20 protein-coding genes are annotated in these 19,751 nt (G+C 63.7%); 11 read left to right on the top strand and 9 right to left on the bottom strand.

Annotated elements, in window-relative coordinates; genetic code table 11:
• From hisD to ACTU6U_RS12495, 3 genes are read left to right on the top strand one after another with little or no spacing between them, the layout of a single operon-like run.
• Entirely contained in the window at positions 1 to 1,329 is a 1,329-nt protein-coding gene (gene hisD / locus ACTU6U_RS12505) for a histidinol dehydrogenase (protein ID WP_443469433.1), read from the top strand.
• A 4-nt stretch (positions 1,330 to 1,333) separates the two neighbouring features.
• Positions 1,334 to 1,810 (top strand): transcriptional regulator NrdR, encoded by a 477-nt coding sequence (nrdR, locus tag ACTU6U_RS12500; protein WP_443469432.1) that lies wholly within the window; start codon positions 1,334 to 1,336, stop codon positions 1,808 to 1,810.
• Positions 1,811 to 1,820: 10 nt separating this feature from the next.
• Complete coding sequence (locus ACTU6U_RS12495; protein ID WP_443469431.1) at positions 1,821 to 2,828, top strand: quinone-dependent dihydroorotate dehydrogenase; 1,008 nt, start codon at positions 1,821 to 1,823, stop codon at positions 2,826 to 2,828.
• Between the two features lies 1 nt (position 2,829).
• On the opposite strand, the gene ACTU6U_RS12490 is transcribed toward ACTU6U_RS12495, so the two are convergent.
• Positions 2,830 to 3,393, bottom strand: coding sequence for a DUF3043 domain-containing protein (locus tag ACTU6U_RS12490; RefSeq protein WP_443469430.1), 564 nt, complete (start codon positions 3,391 to 3,393; stop codon positions 2,830 to 2,832).
• Between the two features lie 45 nt (positions 3,394 to 3,438).
• Here ACTU6U_RS12490 and ACTU6U_RS12485 point away from each other — a divergent pair, with 45 nt between their 5' ends.
• The 5 genes from ACTU6U_RS12485 (at position 3,439) to ACTU6U_RS12465 (ending at position 8,480) form a co-directional block, all read left to right on the top strand.
• Entirely contained in the window at positions 3,439 to 4,842 is a 1,404-nt protein-coding gene (locus ACTU6U_RS12485) for a dipeptidase (RefSeq protein WP_443469429.1), read from the top strand.
• Positions 4,843 to 4,921: 79 nt separating this feature from the next.
• A complete protein-coding gene (gene erpA, locus ACTU6U_RS12480) occupies positions 4,922 to 5,284 on the top strand; it encodes an iron-sulfur cluster insertion protein ErpA (protein ID WP_417511294.1) in 363 nt (120 codons plus the stop codon).
• Positions 5,285 to 5,379: 95 nt separating this feature from the next.
• On the top strand, positions 5,380 to 6,288 hold the full coding sequence (gene ctaC / locus ACTU6U_RS12475) for an aa3-type cytochrome oxidase subunit II (protein ID WP_443469428.1): 909 nt from the start codon (positions 5,380 to 5,382) through the stop codon (positions 6,286 to 6,288).
• Between the two features lie 5 nt (positions 6,289 to 6,293).
• Positions 6,294 to 8,042 carry an aa3-type cytochrome oxidase subunit I gene (gene ctaD / locus ACTU6U_RS12470; protein ID WP_443469427.1) on the top strand — a complete coding sequence of 583 codons (1,749 nt, stop codon included), beginning with the start codon at positions 6,294 to 6,296 and terminating at the stop codon, positions 8,040 to 8,042.
• 3 nt (positions 8,043 to 8,045) lie between these two features.
• Positions 8,046 to 8,480, top strand: coding sequence for a cytochrome c oxidase subunit 4 (locus ACTU6U_RS12465; protein ID WP_443469426.1), 435 nt, complete (start codon positions 8,046 to 8,048; stop codon positions 8,478 to 8,480).
• A gap of 115 nt (positions 8,481 to 8,595) precedes the next feature.
• Here the strand turns inward: ACTU6U_RS12465 and ACTU6U_RS12460 are convergent, their stop codons facing one another.
• From ACTU6U_RS12460 to ctaE, 5 genes are all read right to left on the bottom strand, one after another.
• Positions 8,596 to 9,015, bottom strand: a complete 420-nt coding sequence (locus ACTU6U_RS12460) for a rhodanese-like domain-containing protein (RefSeq protein ID WP_443469425.1) — start codon at positions 9,013 to 9,015, stop codon at positions 8,596 to 8,598.
• Between the two features lie 99 nt (positions 9,016 to 9,114).
• Positions 9,115 to 10,926, bottom strand: coding sequence for a cytochrome bc1 complex cytochrome b subunit (gene qcrB / locus ACTU6U_RS12455; protein ID WP_443469424.1), 1,812 nt, complete (start codon positions 10,924 to 10,926; stop codon positions 9,115 to 9,117).
• Positions 10,923 to 11,999 carry a cytochrome bc1 complex Rieske iron-sulfur subunit gene (gene qcrA / locus ACTU6U_RS12450; RefSeq protein WP_443469423.1) on the bottom strand — a complete coding sequence of 359 codons (1,077 nt, stop codon included), beginning with the start codon at positions 11,997 to 11,999 and terminating at the stop codon, positions 10,923 to 10,925. The genes qcrB and qcrA overlap by 4 nt, the downstream gene beginning before the upstream one ends.
• Before the next feature lie 36 nt (positions 12,000 to 12,035).
• A complete protein-coding gene (qcrC, locus tag ACTU6U_RS12445) occupies positions 12,036 to 12,839 on the bottom strand; it encodes a cytochrome bc1 complex diheme cytochrome c subunit (RefSeq protein ID WP_443469422.1) in 804 nt (267 codons plus the stop codon).
• A 20-nt stretch (positions 12,840 to 12,859) separates the two neighbouring features.
• The gene (gene ctaE, locus ACTU6U_RS12440; protein ID WP_443469421.1) at positions 12,860 to 13,552 is read right to left on the bottom strand and encodes an aa3-type cytochrome oxidase subunit III; all 693 of its coding nucleotides are present in this window, start codon (positions 13,550 to 13,552) and stop codon (positions 12,860 to 12,862) included.
• Between the two features lie 143 nt (positions 13,553 to 13,695).
• On the opposite strand from ctaE, the gene trpD reads away from it, so the two are divergent.
• Both trpD and ACTU6U_RS12430 read left to right on the top strand, forming a co-directional pair.
• Positions 13,696 to 14,760 carry an anthranilate phosphoribosyltransferase gene (trpD, locus tag ACTU6U_RS12435; RefSeq protein ID WP_443469420.1) on the top strand — a complete coding sequence of 355 codons (1,065 nt, stop codon included), beginning with the start codon at positions 13,696 to 13,698 and terminating at the stop codon, positions 14,758 to 14,760.
• A 6-nt stretch (positions 14,761 to 14,766) separates the two neighbouring features.
• On the top strand, positions 14,767 to 15,753 hold the full coding sequence (locus ACTU6U_RS12430; protein ID WP_443469419.1) for a PHP domain-containing protein: 987 nt from the start codon (positions 14,767 to 14,769) through the stop codon (positions 15,751 to 15,753).
• A gap of 1 nt (position 15,754) precedes the next feature.
• On the opposite strand, the gene ACTU6U_RS12425 is transcribed toward ACTU6U_RS12430, so the two are convergent.
• From ACTU6U_RS12425 to ACTU6U_RS12415, 3 genes are read right to left on the bottom strand one after another with little or no spacing between them, the layout of a single operon-like run.
• Positions 15,755 to 16,690: a 5'-3' exonuclease gene (locus tag ACTU6U_RS12425; RefSeq protein ID WP_443469418.1), complete on the bottom strand. Its 936-nt coding sequence runs from the start codon at positions 16,688 to 16,690 to the stop codon at positions 15,755 to 15,757.
• A 46-nt stretch (positions 16,691 to 16,736) separates the two neighbouring features.
• Complete coding sequence (locus ACTU6U_RS12420) at positions 16,737 to 17,546, bottom strand: hypothetical protein (protein ID WP_443469417.1); 810 nt, start codon at positions 17,544 to 17,546, stop codon at positions 16,737 to 16,739.
• Positions 17,534 to 18,073 (bottom strand): hypothetical protein, encoded by a 540-nt coding sequence (locus ACTU6U_RS12415; RefSeq protein ID WP_443469416.1) that lies wholly within the window; start codon positions 18,071 to 18,073, stop codon positions 17,534 to 17,536. The genes ACTU6U_RS12420 and ACTU6U_RS12415 overlap by 13 nt, the downstream gene beginning before the upstream one ends.
• Positions 18,074 to 18,284: 211 nt before the next feature.
• On the opposite strand from ACTU6U_RS12415, the gene rpsA reads away from it, so the two are divergent.
• Positions 18,285 to 19,748, top strand: coding sequence for a 30S ribosomal protein S1 (gene rpsA, locus ACTU6U_RS12410; protein WP_443469415.1), 1,464 nt, complete (start codon positions 18,285 to 18,287; stop codon positions 19,746 to 19,748).
• Positions 19,749 to 19,751: the final 3 nt, after the last annotated feature.

The raw sequence follows: 19,751 nt of genomic DNA, 5'->3' as shown, positions 1-19,751 counted from the left end.
GTGCGCACAATCGATCTTCGAGGGCAGCAGCTCTCGCCGGCAGACATGCTCGCCGCCGTCCCGCGCGCCACTCAGGCGCGCGCTGAAGCGCTCGAGACCGCAGCGCGAATCGTTGAAGACGTTCGCACCGATGGGCAGGCAGCTCTCCGCGCCCAGGCCGAGAAGTTCGATCGTGTCACCGGCCACGAGATCCGCGTGCCCGCGCAGCACATCCAGGAGGCTGTCCAGTCTCTGACTCCGCAGATCAAGGCCGCGCTCGAAGAGGCGATTCGCCGCGTGCGCCAGGCATCCGCAGCGCAGGTGCCTGATACCCGTGTGACGCAGATCGGCGACGGTGCGCTCATCACGCAGCGCTGGCAGCCGGTGAACCGTGTCGGTGTGTACATTCCTGGCGGCAAGGCGGTCTATCCGTCGAGCGTGATCATGAACGTCGTGCCCGCCCAGGTCGCGGGGGTGCAGCAGATCGCGCTGGCCTCACCGCCGCAGGCAGATCAAGACGGGCGCATCCACCCGACGATTCTCGCTGCGGCCGGTCTGCTTGGGGTCACCGAGATCTACGCGATCGGCGGTGCGGGGGCAATCGGCGCCTTCGCGCATGGCGTGGCCGATCTCGATCTGGATCCCGTCGATGTCGTCTCCGGACCGGGCAACAACTATGTCGCCTCTGCCAAGCGTGCAGTGGCCGGGGTCGTGGGAACGGACTCCGAGGCTGGAGCGACCGAGATCCTCATCGTCGCCGACGGTGCCGCGGACGCGCGACTTGTCGCTGCCGACCTTGTGAGCCAGGCTGAGCACGACGAGCAGGCATCGGCCGTGCTCGTCACCGACGATGCGTCTCTCGCCGAGCGCGTCGCCGTTCATCTCGCAGAGCTCGCCGCAGCAACGAAGCACGCCGAGCGTGTCGACGTTGCGCTGTCAGGTCCGCAGTCCGCGATCATCCTCGTCGACGACCGCGCGATGGCTACGGGTTTCAGCAACGCCTACGCACCGGAGCACCTCGAGCTGCACCTCGAAGATGCGCAGGAAGCGGCGGGGGCGTTCACCAGTGCTGGAGCGATCTTCGTCGGCGATCAGACGCCGGTGAGCCTCGGAGATTACATGGCGGGGAGTAACCACGTGCTGCCGACCGGGGGGCAGGCACGCTATACGCCCGGGCTCGGTGCCTATACTTTCCTGCGTCCCCAGCAGGTGATCTCGTACAACCACTCCGCCCTCGCAGCCGTGCGCGAGGGTGTCGTCGCGCTGGCGAACACCGAGGTGCTCCCCGCTCACGGCGAGGCCATCGAAGCGCGCTTCCAGGAAGGCGACAGCTCAGCGACTACGCTGTAACACCATGCACTGCCCCTTCTGTCGCCATCCTGATTCCCGCGTGATCGACTCGCGTACCAGCGATGACGGACTCTCGATCCGCAGGCGCCGGCAATGTCCGGAGTGCGGTGGCAGATTCACCACGACCGAGACCGCGAGCCTCAACGTGATCAAGCGCTCCGGGGTCATGGAGTCTTTCAGTCGTGAGAAGGTCATCTCAGGAGTGCGCAAGGCCTGCCAGGGACGCCCAGTAACAGAGGCGGACCTCGCCATCCTCGCGCAGCGGGTAGAAGAGAGCGTGCGGCAGACCGGTGTCTCACAGCTCGATGCCAATGAGATCGGCCTGGCCATTCTCGGGCCGCTGCGCGATCTGGATGAGGTTGCCTACCTGCGGTTCGCTTCCGTCTACCAGGCCTTCGAGTCGCTGGAAGACTTCGAGACGGCGATCACTGATCTGCGGGCAGACCACGCGAGGTCAGAGGCAGCAGCTACCGACGGGTAATCTGGCAGGGATGTATCCCTTCCTCTTTCGCACCGTCCTGTCGCGCTTCGATCCTGAGTTCGCGCACCACGCCGGGATGGCTGTCATCCGCGTGCTCGGTGCGCCGCCATTCTCGTGGGCGGCACGTGCGCTGTGTGCGCCGAGACAGCAGGTTCATGCCCTCGGCCTCGTCTTCGATTCGCCGTTCGGCGTAGCGGCTGGCTTCGACAAGAACGCAGTGGGCGTGCGTGGGCTTGCGGCGCTGGGATTCGGTCATGTCGAGATCGGCACAGTGACGGCCATCCCGCAGGACGGCAACCCGAAACCGCGCCTGTTCCGCCTCGTGCCTGACCGTGCGGTGATCAACCGAATGGGGTTCAACAACGCAGGCGCGGATGCAGCGGCGAAACGGCTCGCGAAGCTGCGTCACCGTCGCCCGAAGACGATCATCGGCGTCAATATAGGCAAGAGCCGGGTCGTCGACGTCGAGAACGCGACAGCCGACTACGTCGAGAGCGCTGCGAAGCTCGCGCCGCTGGCTGACTATCTCGCCGTCAACGTCTCTTCACCGAATACGCCAGGCCTTCGGGGTCTGCAGGCTGTTGAGACCCTCGCGCCCTTGTTGCGTGCGGTGAAGACGGCAGCGGGCAGAACGCCATTGCTTGTGAAGATCGCCCCGGATCTCTCCGACGATGAGATCGTCGGAATCGCGCGCCTCGCGGTCGCCGAAGGTCTGGACGGCATCATCGCGCACAATACGACGATCGGTCGCGAGGGGCTTCTGACGGATCCCGCGGTCGTCGAAGCTGCCGGCGCAGGCGGCCTTTCTGGCGCGCCGCTGCGTGAACGTTCGCTGGAGGTGCTGCGCGTCGTCCGCGAAGCCGTGCCGAGCGAGTTTTGTGTGATCTCCGTCGGGGGAGTGGAGACGGCATCCGACGTTCGCGAACGACTGGATGCCGGCGCCACTCTCGTTCAGGGATACACAGCGTTCCTCTACCGCGGCCCGCTGTGGGCGCGGCAGATCAACCGAGGGTTGTGAATCAGGCGGGGTACTGGCCGCGCTTGACCTGAGGCTTGGGCAGGCGCATGAAGCGCATCTGCAGTGAGCGCATCGCGGCGTACCAGCCAAGGCCCTTCTCGAGACGATCCTTACCGAACTTCGCGGCGGCCTTCTTCTTCACGCGCCCCCCGAGGAAGACCATGTCGAGCACGGCGAGCACGACGAAGGCCCAGAGTCCGATGAAGGCATAGAACGAGAACGTCGGGTCCGGTACGAGCGAGACGAGGATGACGACGACCATCAGCGCCATCACCCATTCGGACAGATGCCATCCAGCATCCACGTAGTCACGCACCCAGCGACGCTGCGGGCCTTTGTCGCGGGGCGGAAGGTACTTGTCCTCGCCCGCGGCCATGCCAGCCTGCGCGCGATCCCGCTGCTCGCGCAGCTGCGCCTTGGCAGCAGCGCGTGCTTCTTTGGTATCGGCGACGAGTGGGCGGCGGCGGGCGGCTTCGCGCTCTGCACGAGTCGGGGTCGGCCGTCCCTTGCCGGCGACCGGGGTCTCGGGGGACTCGTCGTTCGTCGATGGGGTGGAAGTGGCCACGGAACTCCTCGAATCAGAATGCGGTGAAGCCTTAAGATTACTCGCATGACTTCTGTCCCGCCCACAGCCGGCCCCGATACCGAATCCGCCGTCATTGAAGCAGTGAACCTCGGCATCCCGAGCGCACTGTCAGACCTCGGTGATCTTGTGCGCATCCCGGGTATCGCCTGGCCATCGTTCGACCAGACCCAGCTCGAGCGCAGCGCGGAGCGCGTCGCCGAACTCGCCAGAGCGGCAGACGTCTTCGATGAGGTGCGGGTCTTGCGCGCCGCCGTGCCGGGGACTGATGAGATGGGGCAGCCGGCCGTTCTCGCTACGCGCGCTGCGCGCAACGGCAAGCCCACAATCCTGCTCTATGCCCACCACGATGTGCAGCCTCCCGGAGACGACGCGCTGTGGGAGACCTCGCCCTTCGAGCCGACCGTGCGCGACGGGCGGCTCTATGGCCGGGGGGCGGCAGACGACAAGGCGGGCATCATGTCGCACATCGCGTCTCTGCGCGCAGTGCGCGAAGTGCTCGGCGATGATTTCGATCTCGGTGTGTCGATGTTCATCGAAGGTGAGGAAGAGTACGGCTCGCGCTCGTTCACACAGTTCCTCAGCGACAACGCCGATGCGCTGCGTGCCGACGCGATCGTCGTGGCGGACTCCGGCAACTGGGACTCGAACACGCCTGGGCTCACGGTCTCGCTGCGAGGAAACGCGCGCTTCACCCTCACCGTGCGCACGTTGGATCACGCATCCCATTCCGGGATGTTCGGGGGAGCGGTGCCCGACGCGATGATGGCGACCGTGCGGCTGCTCTCGACGCTATGGGATGCTGACGGCGCCGTCGCTGTGGAGGGCCTGGCCGAACGCGAAGCGCCGACGCCCGAGTACGGCGAAGATACTCTGCGCGACGAGACGGGCCTGCTTCCCGGGGCCACCCCGATCGGGCGCGACAGCATTCTGAGCCGCATCTGGAACAAGCCGTCCGTGACGGTCGTCGGCATCGACGCGACGAGTGTGGAAGCCGCATCCAACACTCTGCTCCCCGAGGTCTCCGTGGTCATCAGCGCTCGCGTAGCACCGGGGCAGAGCTGCGAGGAGGCGTACGCGGCTATGGAGAAGCACCTTCGCGAGCATGTGCCATTCGGTGCGCAGTTGACGTTCTCGGACGTCGATCTGGGCGACGGGTTCCTGGTCGATACCAGCGGATGGGCAGTATCGATGGCTCGTCAGGCGATGGCAGACGGCTACGGAACCGAACCGGTCGATCTCGGCGTCGGCGGCTCTATCCCGTTCATCGCTGATCTGGTACGCGAGTTCCCTGAGGCGCAGATCCTCGTGACCGGGGTGGAAGACCCGTACTCGAGGGCGCACAGCCCGAACGAATCCCTGCACCTGGAGACGTTCCGCCACGCGGTACTGACCGAAGCGCTCATGCTGACGCGGATGAACGCGCGCTGAAGGAGCCTTCTTCGGCACCCGGCGGTAGAATCACAGATAAGCCAGCCGTGCGTATGCGCGGCCTGTCATAAGGAGCGACATGAGCGACACGACCATCACTTCCGAGACCAAGACTCCCCATGGCGTCACCCTCACCTCTGCTGCTGCGACGAAGGTGAAGAACCTTCTGGAGCAGGAGGGACGTGACGACCTTCGTCTGCGCGTCGCGGTCCAGCCCGGCGGATGTTCAGGCCTCATCTACCAGCTCTACTTCGACGAGCGCTACCTCGACGGCGACGAGACCATTGACTTCGACGGCGTAGAGGTCATCGTCGACAACATGAGTGTTCCCTACCTCGATGGGGCTGCGATCGATTTCAAGGACACGATTTCCGAGCAGGGTTTCACGATCGACAACCCCAATGCGGCTGGCAGCTGCGCCTGCGGCGACAGCTTCCACTGAACATAAGCCGTGTCCAGCCTGCGTGGTTGGCATGAATCAGGTGTGAGCTTGCCCTAGACTGGTTGAGCCCTGTCCGCGATCTTGAAAGGTGCATCGTGCCCTCGAAACGCCGCCTTCGTTGGGCCGCTATTCCTGTAGGAATTGCGGCAGCCGTGGCCCTGGCGGGATGTTCTCCCACCGAGCTTCACGGATTCCTCCCGGGCTTTGTAGAAGACGGCACTGCCGCCACGAACCAGACCGACCGTGTCGCGTCGCTCTGGGTGAACTCGTGGATCGTGCTTCTCATCGTCGGTCTCATCACATGGGGCCTCATGGGCTGGGCGGCGATCGCATACCGCCGCCGTAAAGGTCAGACCGGTCTCCCGGTCCAGATGCGGTACAACATGCCGATCGAGATCTTCTACACGGTGATTCCGCTGATCCTCGTCGGTGCGATGTTCTTCTTCACCGCGCGTGACCAGGCAGAGATCGAGACCCAGTGGGGTGACGATGCCGACGTGCAGGTCACTGCGATCGGCAAGCAGTGGGCGTTCGACTTCATGTACGCCGGCGACGACGATGATCTCTCTGACGCCGTGTGGACCATGGGTGTCCAGGCTCAGGCCGACGCCGACGGAAACATCGACAAGGAAGCACTTCCGACGCTCGTTCTGCCCGTCGACCAGAAGGTGCAGATCAGCCTTCAGTCGCGCGATGTCGCTCACTCGTTCTGGATCATCGACTTCCTCTACAAGAAGGACATGTTCATCGGGAAGGACAACTCCTGGTCCTTCATCCCGACGCGTGTCGGTGAGTACGACGGCAAGTGCGCCGAGCTGTGTGGCGAATACCACTCGATGATGATGTTCAACGTCAAGGTCGTTGAACAGGACGAGTACGACGCCTACATTGAAGACCTCCGCGATGAGGGCAACGTCGGCGACATCAACAACGCGTATGACCGACTCGGCAACCTCCCGGGCACTGGTGCTCCGGGCACGGACTCCGAGGAAGAGGGAGAGTAATCCTCATGACTACCACCACTGAGGCCCCCAGCCAGCCGGCTGGTGCTCGCCCCACTGCGCTTCCGGCCCGTCAGGCCGCTCTGCTGAGTTCATCTCGAACTGAGCAGAAGGGCAACATTGTTGTCAAATGGCTCACGTCCACCGACCACAAGACGATCGGGTACATGTACCTGATCGCATCGGTGCTGTTCTTCCTCCTCGGCGGTGTGATGGCTCTTGTCATCCGTGCCGAGCTGTTCGCTCCTGGAATGCAGATCGTTCCCACGAAGGAGCAGTACAACCAGCTGTTCACGATGCACGGCACGATCATGCTGCTGATGTTCGCGACGCCGCTGTTCGCCGGCTTCGCGAACGCGATCCTGCCCCTGCAGCTCGGTGCGCCCGACGTCGCGTTCCCGCGACTGAACGCCTTCGCGTTCTGGCTGTTCCTCTTCGGTTCGATCATTGCGGTCGCCGGCTTCCTCACCCCGCAGGGTGCGGCTTCGTTCGGCTGGTTCGCCTATCAGCCCCTTGCCAACGCATCGTTCTCGCCAGGAGCGGGTGGAAACCTGTGGATGGTCGGCCTCGGAATGTCCGGTTTCGGAACGATCCTTGGTGCAGTCAACTTCATCACCACCGTGATCACGATGCGTGCCCCGGGTCTGACGATGTGGCGTATGTCGATCTTCTCGTGGAACACGCTGATCACCAGCCTGCTGATCCTGATGGCGTTCCCTGTGCTCGCTGCAGCGATCTTCGCTGCAGCGGCCGACCGCATCCTCGGCGCTCACATCTACGACCCGGCCAACGGTGGTGTGCTCCTGTGGCAGCACTTGTTCTGGTTCTTCGGGCACCCGGAGGTGTACATCATCGCGCTGCCGTTCTTCGGCATCGTCTCCGAGATTTTCCCGGTGTTCAGCCGCAAGCCGATCTTCGGATACAAGACGCTGATCTACGCAACGATCTCGATCGCTGCTCTCTCGGTGTCCGTGTGGGCTCACCACATGTACGTGACCGGTGGTGTCCTGCTGCCGTTCTTCGCGCTGATGACGATGCTCATCGCAGTGCCGACCGGTGTGAAGATCTTCAACTGGATCGGAACGCTCTGGCGAGGTTCGGTCACGTTCGAGACGCCCATGGTGTTCTCGCTCGGCTTCCTGGTCTCGTTCGTGTTCGGCGGTCTGACTGGTGTCATCCTTGCGTCGCCGCCGCTGGACTTCCACATCAGTGACACGTACTTCGTGGTGGCGCACTTCCACTACGTCGTGTTCGGAACCGTTGTGTTCGCCATGTTCGCCGGCTTCTACTTCTGGTGGCCGAAGTGGACGGGGCGCATGCTCAACGAGCGACTCGGCTACGTACACTTCTGGATGCTGTTCATCGGCTTCCACATGACGTTCCTCATCCAGCACTGGCTGGGCGTCGACGGCATGGTGCGTCGCTACGCGGACTACTCCGCGGCTGACGGCTGGACATGGGGTAACCAGGTCTCCACCATCGGTGCGATACTCCTCGGCGCCTCGATGCTGCCGTTCTTCCTGAATGTCTGGATCACGGCTCGTAAGGCGCCCAAGGTCACGGTCAACGACCCGTGGGGCTACGGTGGATCGCTCGAGTGGGCGACCAGCTGCCCGCCGCCGCGTCACAACTTCACGTCGATCCCGCGCATCCGCAGTGAGCGTCCGGCATTCGATCTGAACCACCCCGAGGCGGCAGAGCACCCGGCCGGTGTCCCCGCCCCCGCTATGTCCGGTGCGGACGGAGAGGCCAAGTAAGCCATGCGTTCAAACGTCGTTCTCTGGTGGATCCTCGCCGTCTTCTTCCTGGTGGTCTCGGCCGCCTACACGGTGTGGCACATCCTCGCGTACCCCGAACTCGTCGGTGCGGCAAAGGTGGAGTGGGTCGGTACGATCGCTCTCCTGTTCGTTGCTTTCATGTCGGCGATGGTTGCGGTTTACCTCGACCGCACGTACAAGGCACAGGGTGGCGAGCTGCCCGAAGACATCCTGACCTCTGACATCGATGACGGTGACCCGGAACTCGGCGAGTTCAGCCCGTGGTCCTGGTGGCCGATGGTGCTGGCAGCGTCAGCAGGTGTGTTCCTGGTCGGCATGGCCGTCGGACAGTTCCTGCTCCCGATCGGTGTGGCGATCTTCCTCGTCGCGATCGTCGGATGGGTCTACGAGTACTACCGCGGAAACTTCGCTCGCTGAGCCAGTCCCGCAACACATAGAGAACGCCCCGGAGAATCCTCCGGGGCGTTCTCCATCTGCGCTGGATGCTGCTGCGTGGGGATCGTCCGGGCTCGCCTGCTCTACGACCGCAGGATCACGGGCGGATGCGGATGCGGGGTACACCGGTGAGTGGGTCGATGGGGCGGCGGTGCACACCGTCGTGATCCTCGACGGGGTAACCTTCGCGGACCCAGTACTCGAAGCCGCCGATCATCTCGCGGACGTCGTAGCCGAGCCTGGCGAACTCCAGTGCGCCCTTGGCGCCGGCGTTGCAGCCGGGGCTCCAGCAGTAGACGATCACACGGGCATCGCGGGGGATATCTTGCGGCGCACGCGCCGCGATCTCGCTGTAATGCATGTGGACGGCGCCTGATACGCGTCCCTGCGCCCACGCTTCGTCGGAGCGGACATCGACGACCACGATGTCTTCTCCAGCCTTCTGTGCGGCGTACACGTCGCTGGCGTCGGTCTCGTAGGAGAGCTTGGCAGTGAAGAACTCGGCACGATCGATCATGGCCCCAGCATATTCTCGTGTGACCGCATCGGGCGCGGATGTAACGCAGAAGGCCCCGTCCAAAATGGACAGGGCCTTCTGCGAAGAGGGAGCGGACTATTACTTGTCGCTCTCACCCTTCTTGGGCTTCTTCACCGGGTCAGTCGCGATGACCGAGCTCGGGGTGTTCGGAGTCTCACCGATGTGCGTCTCGGCGTCAGGCTGCAGCGGGGCATCCGGAGCGCCAGCGCGCTCGTGAGCACCCTGGATCTCGGCTGCCTCGGTCTCAGCCATATCGGCGGACACATGGTGCTGGTGGGCGTCAGCAGCCGTGACCTCTGCCTGCGTGAGCGGCGAGAGACGGTCTTCGTAGAACCAGCGAGACATCGAGGAACGCAGGTTCTGCGTCCACGGGATACGTCCCTTGGTGTTGGGGCGCACGACGAGGGGCTCGTAGCCTTCGACGTCGATGAGCTTCCAACGGTCGTACTGGTCGACCGGCTGGTGAACCTCGATGTACTCGCCACCGGGAAGGCGGACGATGCGACCGGACTCGTAGCCGTGCAGAACGATCTCACGGTCCTTCTTCTGCAGCGCGATGCAGATGCGCTTGGTGACGAAGTAGCCGAGGATCGGGCCGACGAACAGCAGCGCCTGCAGCGAGTGGATTACGCCTTCCATCGTGAGGTGGAAGTGCGTCGCCATGAGGTCAGACGATGCAGCGGCCCACATGACTGCGTAGAAGATCACGCCTGCGACACCGATCGCGGTGCGCGTCGCGGCGTTGCGCGGACGCTCGGCGATGTGGTGCTCGCGCTTGTCGCCGGTCACCCAGGCCTCGATGAACGGGTAGATGGCCACGGCAACGATGAACAGCCCGAGGATGACGACCGGAATCAGGATGCCGAACGACCAGGTGTGGTTCAGGAAGACGACGTCCAGGTTCGGCGGTGCGAGGCGCAGCGCGCCATCGGCAAAGCCGATGTACCAGTCAGGCTGCGTTCCCGCAGACACCGGAGAGGGGTCGTAGGGGCCGTAGTTCCAGACCGGGTTGATCTGGAAGAAGGTCGCGATGAGCACGATCGCACCGAAGACGATGAACAGGTAGCCACCCATCTTCGACATGTACACCGGCATCATCGGGAAGCCGACGACGTTGTCGTTCGTGCGGCCGGGGCCGGCGAACTGGGTGTGCTTGTTGACGATCATCAGCATCAGGTGCACGACGATCAGACCGATCACGAGCAGCGGCAGCAGCAGAATGTGCAGCGTGTACAGGCGTCCGACGATGTCGGTGCCCGGGAACTCGCCTCCGAACAGCAGGAAGGAGGTCCACGTGCCGATCAGGGGGAGACCCTTGATCATGCCGTCGATGATGCGCAGACCGTTACCGGAAAGCAGGTCGTCAGGCAGCGAGTAACCGGTGAAGCCCTCAGCCATTGCCAGGATGAACAGCACGAAGCCGATCACCCAGTTCAGCTCGCGGGGCTTGCGGAATGCGCCGGTGAAGAACACGCGGAGCATGTGGATGCCGATTCCAGCGACGAAGACCAGAGCAGCCCAGTGGTGGATCTGACGGACCAGCAGTCCGCCACGCAGGTCGAACGAAATGTGCAGCGTCGACTCGAGTGCGGCCGACATTTCGATGCCTCGCATCGGAGCGTACGCGCCCGTGTAGTGCGTCTCGACCATCGATGCATCGAAGAAGAACGTCAGGAACGATCCGGAGATGAAGACGACGACGAAGCTCCACAGAGCGATCTCGCCGAGCATGAAGGACCAGTGGTCGGGGAAGATCTTCCGACCCAGCTCCTTGATGAAGCCGGAAAGGCTCGTGCGCTCGTCGATGTAGTTCGCGGTCGCTCCGACGAAGCGGCCGCCAAGGGGCGCCTTGTTGTCGTTGTCCTCTTTAGACAGCGTTGCGGTGCTCAATGGCGCTCCCAGAAGCTCGGGCCAACAGGCTCAGTGAAGTCGCTGCGTGCGACGAGATAGCCGTCATCATCGACCGTGATCGGCAGCTGCGGCAGTGGGCGCGCAGCCGGGCCGAAGATGACCTTTGCGTGATCGGTGACGTCGAACTGCGACTGGTGGCAGGGGCACAGCAGATGATGCGTCTGCTGCTCGTAGAGGGCGACCGGGCATCCGACGTGCGTGCACACCTTCGAGTAGGCGACGATTCCGTCGTACGACCAGTCCTTGCGGTCTTCGGCTTCGATGAGCTGCTCCGGGCGGAGACGCATCATCAGCACGATCGCCTTGGCCTTCTCTTCGAGGTAGCCATCGTGGTGGGAGAGCGTGGCAAGGTCCTCGGGGATCACGTGGAAAGCGGATCCCAGCGTGACATCCGCCGCGCGAATCGGTGTGCCGTCGGGGTCGCGGACCAGACGCTGGCCCTTGTCCCACATCGTCTGCTTGAGCAGTGCGACGGGGTCGCCGGCGAGGGGGTCATCAGGCGTGCTGTGCGGTGCGAGACCACGGAACAGGGCTACACCGGGAACGATGGAGGCGACAAGCGCGGCGATCAGCGAGTTGCGGATCATCGTGCGGCGACCGAAGCCGGACTCCTCATTGGCGTCAGCGAAGGCCTGGATGGCCGCTTCACGCGTGGAGTCCTTGCCGCGGGTCGGGTGGCGATACTCGATGTGCTCCTTGTCGCTCATGAGCGCCTTGGACCAGTGAATCGCGCCGATTCCGATGGAAAGCAGAGCCAGGGCGATGCCCAGGCCGATGAAGAGGTTGTTGTTGCGGATCGACGCCAGCGAACCATCTTCGATCGGGAACAGCATGTAGGCGGCGACCGCCCAGATGCTGCCCGCGAGCGACAGATAGAACAGCGTGTAGACGGTGCGTGCCGCGCGCTTCTCTGCCTTCGTGTCCTTGTCTGTCATCCGCTCGCGATGCGGCGGCAGACCCGGATTCTGCACGGGATCGTTGACTGCGACGCCCAGCCCAGGGGAGGGCTGGTAGGCCCTGTCAAGGGCCTGCGAGTCGTCGTCGTGTGCCATGGTGCTCCTCGTACGTTCCTCTTCGATGAATATGCGTCAGTTGGACTTCGCCGTGATCCACACGGTGACAGCGACAAGGCCGCCGATACCGAAGATCCAGATGAACAGACCTTCTGAAACCGGGCCGAGTGAGCCGAGTGTGAAGCCACCGATCTGAACCTCCTGCTGCTGGAAGAGCAGAGCGGAGATGATGTCGCGTTTGTCGGTGTCGGACAGGTTCATGTCGCTGAAGACAGGCATGTTCTGCGGGCCGGTGACCATGGCCGCGTAGATGTGCAGTGCGCTCGTGCCCGCAAGCCCCGGGGCGTACTTGCCCTCTGTGAGGGCACCACCTGCGGCTGCGACGTTGTGGCACATCGCGCAGTTGACGCGGAACAGCTCGGCGCCGTGTGCGACGTCGCCTTCGCCGTCGAGGATTTCATCTGCGGGGTAGGACGGCCCAGGAGCGACGCTCTGGACGTATGACGCCATTGCATCGATCTGGTCGTGCGTGAACTGCACGGGCTTCTGGGGCGCCTGCGGTCCCTGCATCTGCAACGGCATGCGACCAGTTGCCACCTGGAACTCGACGGCCAGCTCGCCGACGCCGTACAGGCTTGGGCCCTCTGGGGTGCCCTGCAGGTCAAGACCATGACAGGTGGCGCAGTTCGCCTGGAACAGTTTCTTGCCGTCGTCGACGGTGAGCTGAGTGCTCGCCGATGTGGGTGTTTCGGTTGCGGCCATCGCTGCCGATGCTCCGGCGTAGATACCGCCGGTGATCAGGAGTCCCGCTCCGATCAGAGCCGCAGCGGCCAGGGGGCTACGGCGTCCGCTTGAGCGACGCTTCTTCTCTCGTGCCATTTCGCAGGTCAGCTCCGCTCTTATTTCAGGAAGTAGATGACGAAGAACAGCACAACCCAGACGACGTCGACGAAGTGCCAGTAGTACGACACGACGATCGAGGAAGTCGCCTCCTTGTGCGTGAAGTTCTTGACCGCGTACGCCCGTCCGATGACGAGGAGGAACGCGATGAGTCCGCCGGTGACGTGGAGGGCGTGGAAGCCCGTGGTGATGTAGAACGCCGATGCGTAGGCGTCAGCCTGAATCGGCAGGCCCTCAGCGACGAGCTGCGCGTACTCCCAGACCTGGCCCGAGACGAAGATCGCGCCGAGGGCGAAGGTGACCCAGAACCACTCGACCATTCCCCAGCCGAAGAGGCGGCGTCGGCCTGCGCCGTTCACCTGGCCCTTCTTGATGCGGTAGGACTGCAGGTCTTCTGCCGCGAACACGCCCATCTGGCATGTCACAGACGAGAAGACGAGGATCGCGGTGTTGACTGCGGCAAACGGAACGTTCAGCAGCTCGGTACGGTCAGCCCACAGTTCTGGTGAGGTACTGCGGAGGGTGAAGTAAATCGCGAACAGTCCCGCGAAGAACATCACCTCGCTGCCGAGCCACACGATGGTGCCGACAGCTACCGGGTTCGGGCGCTTGATCGTTCTTGCCGCCGGGGCATAGGTCGCTGAGGTGGTCACCTCTCCATTATGGCCGATCCGCGAGGGTGATTCTTGCATCGGCGGGCCCCGTTTCGCTGACCCGTGACTTAGGGGACCCTAAGAAGACACTGCGAATTCCCGGTGAATTCAAGGGAAAACAATGAAGTCCCGCCGTTACGCCGGGGCGCGGGGAATTTATTCTCGCCGATAGGATCACTGTCATGGCTGATTCCTTGACCTGGCCCGACGTCCTCACCGCCCTTTTGGAGGGCCGCGACCTCAGCGTGTGGGAGTCGACGTGGGCGATGCGGCAAGTGATGCAGGGCAATGTGTCCGATGCGAAACTCGCCGGTTTCCTCATCGCGCTCCGTGCAAAGGGGGAGACGATCGACGAGGTCGTCGGGTTCCGTGACGCGATCCTCGAATCCGCAGTGCCGCTTCCGGTCTCCTCCAACGTTCTCGACATCGTGGGGACAGGCGGCGATCGCGTGGGCACCGTCAACGTATCGACGACGGCGGCGGTCATCATCGCCGCGACGGGAATCCCCGTCGTCAAGCACGGCAACAGGGCGGCGAGCTCAGCATCCGGTTCTTCAGATGTGCTCGGAGCGCTCGGCTTGCAGCTGTCCCTCTCGCCCGATGACGTCGCATCCGTGCTTGACCGAACCGGCATCACGTTCGCATGGGCCGCAGCATTCCACCCCGGGTTCAAGCACGCGGGCGCTGCCCGTGCGGAACTCGGCGTCCCGACCGTATTCAACATGCTGGGGCCACTCTGCAACCCCGCGCGCGCCGAAGCGAACGCGGTAGGCGTCGCGCAGCTCGAGCGCGTTCCGCTCATCACCGGAGTGTTCCGCACCCGTGGCGCCACTGCACTGGTGTTCCGCGGCGACGACGGTCTGGATGAACTGACCACCACCGGCCACAGCCGTATCTGGGAGGTCTCGCGCGGCGACATCCACGAGCATGACCTCGACCCCCGTGATCTCGGCATCCCGACAGCAGAACTCGCCGACCTGATCGGCGGCTCCCCCGAATACAACGCAGGGGTGCTGCGTGACACGCTTGCCGGCACCAAGGGGGCTGTACGCGACATCGTGCTGCTCAACGCTGCTGCCGGCATCGTCGCGTTCGAGCTGTCGCAGGACGCGACGCAGGTGACGCGCCCGATCCTCGAGCGTCTCGGCGAAGCGTTCGAACGTGCAGAAGCCGCAGTCGACGACGGCAGTGCAGCGGCGAAGCTCGTTGCCTGGGTCGACGCGACGCGCGAGCTCGCCACTGCTTGAGATGACATGGATCCGGTAGCCGCGCTGCTCGAGATCGCGTCCCTGCTCGAGCGCGAACGCGCCTCCCGCTACCGGGCGAAAGCCTTCCGGCAGGCTGCCGAGACTCTGAGATCTCTTCCGGCCGAGGTGCGCACTGACCCCACGCGCTTGCGGGCGGCCAAAGGCATCGGTGCTTCGACGTTCGCGGTGATTCAGCAGGCACTCGACGGGGCGGTGCCGGAGTATCTCGTCGACCTGCGAGGCGACGTGGAGCCCGAACGCACGTCTGCGCTGCATGCGAAGCTGCGTGGAGACCTGCATTCGCACACCGAATGGTCTGACGGCACGACTCCGATAAGTGCGATGGCGGATGCTGCGCGGGCACTCGGACACGAGTATCTGGCGGTGACCGATCACTCCCCGCGGCTCCGCGTGGCGCGTGGACTCTCCGCGGAGCGACTCCGCGAACAGATCCCGCTCGTGCGGGCGGAATCCACGCCGGGACTCTCCATGCTCGCTGGCATCGAGGTGGACATTCTCGAAGACGGCGCGCTCGATCAGGAAGATGACCTCCTTGCCGAGCTCGACATCGTCGTGGCATCCGTTCATTCCGCGCTGCGCATGGAGTCTCGTGCGATGACTGCGCGCATGATCGCGGCAGTGTTGAATCCGCGCGTGAACGTGCTCGGCCACTGCACCGGTCGGCTTGTGCAGGGGGAGCGCGGCACGCGCCCCCCGTCGCAGTTCGATCCGCGGGCGGTCTTCGAGGCCTGTGCGGAGAATGGCGTCGCTGTCGAGATCAACTCGCGTCCAGAGCGTCAGGATCCGCCTGATGAGCTCATTGCGATCGCCATGGAGGCCGGCTGTCTGTTCTCGATCGATTCGGATGCCCATGCGCCAGGCCAACTGTCATTGATCGACCACGGTGCAGAGCGGGCGGAGAAAGCAGGCGTGCCCGCAGAGCGCATCGTCACCACATGGGGACTTGATCGATTGAGGGCCTGGGCGGAGTGAGTCAGCTGCCGCCTCGGGGGCTGCTGAGAGCGGCGATGGCACGTTGCATGGAGCCGCCGAGGTTCCACTGCTCGGCAAGTGCGGCCGCGGCAGCCGCTTTCTCGAAGTCGAGAGGATGCACGGGCGTTGTCGGCGGCACGATGTCGAGACCGCGTGCGACCTCGACGACAGTGGGCGCGACATCAAGGTATGCCGATGCGTCGAGGATCTTGGACTGAATGCGCGCGCTCATGCCTTCGCCGGCTGTTGCAGCTGCGCGGATGCTCTCGAGATCGCCGTGCGTCTGCAGAAGCGTCGCGGCGGTTTTCTCTCCGACTCCGGCGACACCGGGCAGTCCGTCTGACGCGTCGCCGCGCATTGTGGCGAAATCGACGTACTGCGAGGGGAGCACTCCGTACTTGGCGACCACGGTCTCGTCTGTCATGACTTCGAGGTTGCTCATGCCGCGTGCGGTGTAGATGAGGCGGATACCGCGACCATCGTCGATCAGCTGAAAGAGGTCGCGATCACCCGTGACGATGTCGACAGGCATGGTGGCGCGGCTTGCGAGAGTGCCGATCACATCGTCTGCCTCATGGTTCGCGACGCCGATGATCGGGATGCCGAGGGCGGTCAGCGTCTGACGGATGAGGGGGATCTGCGCTTCGAGCGGGTCGGGCACTTCTTCGATGTCGGGCCCTGCTTCGACGACTTCGACGACGCGGTGCGTCTTATAGCTCGGAATCAGATCGACGCGCCACTGCGGACGCCAGTCGTCATCCCAGCACGCGACGATGTGCGTGGGTTCGTAGAGCGTGACGAGCTTGGCAATGATGTCGAGCAGGCCGCGCGCTGCATTGACCGACGAGCCGTCGGGTGCTTTGACCTTGTCGGGAACACCGTAGAAGGCCCGAAAGTAGAGGGACGCGGTATCGAGGAGCATCAGCTTGTCGCTCATGGAGTCAGCTTGTCACACGGCGTCGACATCGTGATCGTCTCGTCGATCAGCAGCCGGGGGAGTGCGGCGCCTCGGCGCAGGTGAACGCCACCAGTGCGGTGTGCGCCTCGAAGATGCGGATCTCCTGGGGAGCTCCATTCGCGGTCACTTGGCCGGTGACCGGGAACCAGCCGGTGCCGAAGTCGACCTCCGCGCTGTATCGAACATTGACCTGCGCGATGTACGTGCCGCGCTCCCGGTAGGCGTGGCTCGTATCGGTCGGCGTGAACTGGACCTGGGCGAGATCGGCCCAGGTAGCTCCTCCCGTCGAGCTGGTTGAGGTGGCGCCGTCGCCGTAGATGAAGTCGTAGGCAGCGGGAGTGAACCGCACCGAGAGCGGGAAGCCGAACAGTTCACCTGCGACAGTCTGCGTCGAGGCCGCGGTCACGAAGTTGGTGGGAAGCCCTGCAACACCGACATTGTTCGGTTCACCGGTCAGCACTGAGCCGGCCGGGGCGAATCGCACGAGATCTGTGATCGTCACGGGCGGGATGCCGGGATCTTCGTCTTCCTCCTCGTTCTCCGCAATCGGGTCGAAGCAGTTCTTGTCGGACTCCCAGTCATCAAGACACGTGTCGAGATCGGAGGGCCCCTGCGGAGTCCCAGGATCGGTCGGAACCTGCCAATCGTCAGGTCCCGTCTCGGTGCCGTCGGTGCCACCGGTTTCGTGAGTGCCATCGATGATGATGTCCGTGCCCGTGTTATCAACGCCACAGTTCCCAAGCTCCTCCTGCCATTGAGGGCAAGCATTACTTGAGGCGACCGTCGTAGGAAAAGCGATCAGGCTCCCGAGTATCAGTGCGCTTAGGACACGCATGCTTCGTCCTCGACTGCCTGAGACTCTGCGAGCAAGAGTTCAGATCCGGCGATTTCAAGCGTCAGTTCCACTGCGGAGAAATCTGGACGATCTGGCGAGACAAGAGATCTCCCTCCAGCATCGAGTACTTCGACGTCGCTGAGGTCCTTGCAGACGCGCACCGTCACCGTGGAGTTGTCCATATCGACGCCGTGCACCCACACAATTGATGCCTGCCCAGATCGCACTGCTCCCGTGGCATGCAGCTCAGAGAGCCCTTCGCGTTCACTCGACTGATACGTCCCTGTTGTGAACGAGTCCAGCGGATCGAAAGACGAAGGGTCACTGAAGTCCACGCGGTTGTACGCGTCGTTGTAGGCGCGATAAACCTCTTCCGCCGCGGCAAAGGCCTCGTCCTCGCTGGCAAACGCGGCCGTAGGAGTGGGTGAGGGGGCAGGGCCGGGCGAGCAAGCGCTCAGCATCGCTCCGGCCACGGCCAGCACTGCCAGCATCCGAACTCGGCCGGTCTTCGTTCGCAGGATCGTCACCCGTTCACGCTAACGTGATGCAGCAGAATGCCGCCGGAGTTATCCACAGCACGAGATAGTGCGATTCTCTGATATTCTGAAGTGTCACTCTTGGCGTGTACATACGCGCGCTTGAGCGATACCCAACAACAATCCATTCGCTTCTTCATCGCGATCGCACGTGCACGCGTCGGAGCAGCCTGAGTTTCCACCCACAAGGACAACCCACTACATGACTACCGCAACGACCGCCCCGGCCACCAAGCAGGTCGCCATCAATGACATCGGATCTGCTGAGGACTTCCTGGCCGCGGTCGAGAAGACGCTGAAGTTCTTCAACGACGGCGACATCATCGAAGGCACGATCGTCAAGATCGACCGCGATGAGGTTCTGCTCGACGTCGGATACAAGACCGAGGGTGTCATCCCCTCCCGCGAACTTTCCATCAAGCACGATGTCGACCCGAACGAGGTCGTCAAGGTCGGCGACGAGGTCGAGGCTCTTGTTCTCCAGAAGGAGGACAAGGAAGGCCGTCTGATCCTGTCCAAGAAGCGTGCACAGTACGAGCGCGCTTGGGGCGACGTCGAGAAGATCAAGGAAGACGACGGCGTCGTCACCGGTACGGTCATCGAGGTCGTCAAGGGTGGACTCATCGTCGACATCGGCCTTCGTGGCTTCCTGCCGGCATCGCTCATCGAGCTGCGCCGCGTCCGCGACCTGACCCCGTACCTGGGTCAGGAGATCGAGGCGAAGATCCTCGAGCTCGACAAGAACCGCAACAACGTGGTTCTCTCGCGCCGCGCACTGCTTGAGCAGACGCAGTCCGAGTCGCGCTCGAACTTCCTCAACAACCTGCACAAGGGCCAGGTCCGCAAGGGCCAGGTTTCGTCGATCGTCAACTTCGGTGCGTTCGTCGACCTTGGCGGCGTCGACGGTCTCGTCCACGTCTCCGAGCTGTCTTGGAAGCACATCGAGCACGCCTCTGAGGTCGTCGAGGTTGGCCAGGAGGTCACCGTCGAGATCCTTGAGGTCGACCTCGACCGCGAGCGCGTCTCCCTGTCGCTCAAGGCGACGCAGGAGGACCCGTGGCAGGTCTTCGCCCGCACCCACGCGATCGGCCAGATCGCCGCGGGTAAGGTCACCAAGCTCGTCCCGTTCGGTGCGTTCGTCCGCGTTGCAGACGGCATCGAGGGCCTCGTGCACATCTCCGAGCTCTCCAGCAAGCACGTCGAGCTGGCTGAGCAGGTCGTGTCCGTCGGCGAAGAGGTCTTCGTCAAGGTCATCGACATCGACCTCGAGCGTCGTCGCATCTCGCTGTCGCTCAAGCAGGCCAACGAGTCGGTTGACCCCAACGGCACCGAGTTCGACCCGGCCCTGTACGGCATGCTCGCCGAGTACGACGACAACGGCGAGTACAAGTACCCCGAGGGCTTCGACCCCGAGACCGGTGCGTGGAAGGACGGCTTCGACGCACAGCGCGAGGCCTGGGAGCAGGAGTACGCTGCAGCCCAGACGCGCTGGGAAGCTCACAAGGCTGCCGTCATCAAGGCCGCAGAGGCCGAGGCTGCTGCGGGCGACGACTTCGGCGCTGCCGCAGGTCAGTCGTTCACGAGCGACGTTTCGGGTGCTGGCACCCTTGCTGACGACGAGGCTCTCGCGGCTCTCCGCGAGAAGCTCTCGGGCGGCAACGCGTAAGCA

Source organism: Microbacterium zouquanmingi (assembly GCF_052266695.1).
Taxonomy (GTDB): domain Bacteria; phylum Actinomycetota; class Actinomycetes; order Actinomycetales; family Microbacteriaceae; genus Microbacterium.
Note: the sequence above shows the minus strand (reverse complement) of the source record. Positions and strands in the feature narration are given on the sequence as shown.

Bases quoted from the DNA above. Each gene is read 5' to 3' on its own strand.
- ctaD (WP_443469427.1), top strand. From the start codon at position 6,294: ATGACTACCACCACTGAGGCCCCCAGCCAGCCGGCTGGTGCTCGCCCC.
- rpsA (WP_443469415.1), top strand. From the start codon at position 18,285: ATGACTACCGCAACGACCGCCCCGGCCACCAAGCAGGTCGCCATCAAT.
- ACTU6U_RS12460 (WP_443469425.1), bottom strand. From the start codon at position 9,015: ATGATCGATCGTGCCGAGTTCTTCACTGCCAAGCTCTCCTACGAGACC.
- ACTU6U_RS12495 (WP_443469431.1), top strand. From the start codon at position 1,821: ATGTATCCCTTCCTCTTTCGCACCGTCCTGTCGCGCTTCGATCCTGAG.
- qcrC (WP_443469422.1), bottom strand. From the start codon at position 12,839: ATGGCACGAGAGAAGAAGCGTCGCTCAAGCGGACGCCGTAGCCCCCTG.
- erpA (WP_417511294.1), top strand. From the start codon at position 4,922: ATGAGCGACACGACCATCACTTCCGAGACCAAGACTCCCCATGGCGTC.
- ACTU6U_RS12430 (WP_443469419.1), top strand. From the start codon at position 14,767: ATGGATCCGGTAGCCGCGCTGCTCGAGATCGCGTCCCTGCTCGAGCGC.
- ACTU6U_RS12465 (WP_443469426.1), top strand. From the start codon at position 8,046: ATGCGTTCAAACGTCGTTCTCTGGTGGATCCTCGCCGTCTTCTTCCTG.
- qcrA (WP_443469423.1), bottom strand. From the start codon at position 11,999: ATGGCACACGACGACGACTCGCAGGCCCTTGACAGGGCCTACCAGCCC.
- ctaE (WP_443469421.1), bottom strand. From the start codon at position 13,552: ATGCAAGAATCACCCTCGCGGATCGGCCATAATGGAGAGGTGACCACC.
- nrdR (WP_443469432.1), top strand. From the start codon at position 1,334: ATGCACTGCCCCTTCTGTCGCCATCCTGATTCCCGCGTGATCGACTCG.
- ACTU6U_RS12485 (WP_443469429.1), top strand. From the start codon at position 3,439: ATGACTTCTGTCCCGCCCACAGCCGGCCCCGATACCGAATCCGCCGTC.
- trpD (WP_443469420.1), top strand. From the start codon at position 13,696: ATGGCTGATTCCTTGACCTGGCCCGACGTCCTCACCGCCCTTTTGGAG.
- ACTU6U_RS12425 (WP_443469418.1), bottom strand. From the start codon at position 16,690: ATGAGCGACAAGCTGATGCTCCTCGATACCGCGTCCCTCTACTTTCGG.
- ACTU6U_RS12420 (WP_443469417.1), bottom strand. From the start codon at position 17,546: ATGCGTGTCCTAAGCGCACTGATACTCGGGAGCCTGATCGCTTTTCCT.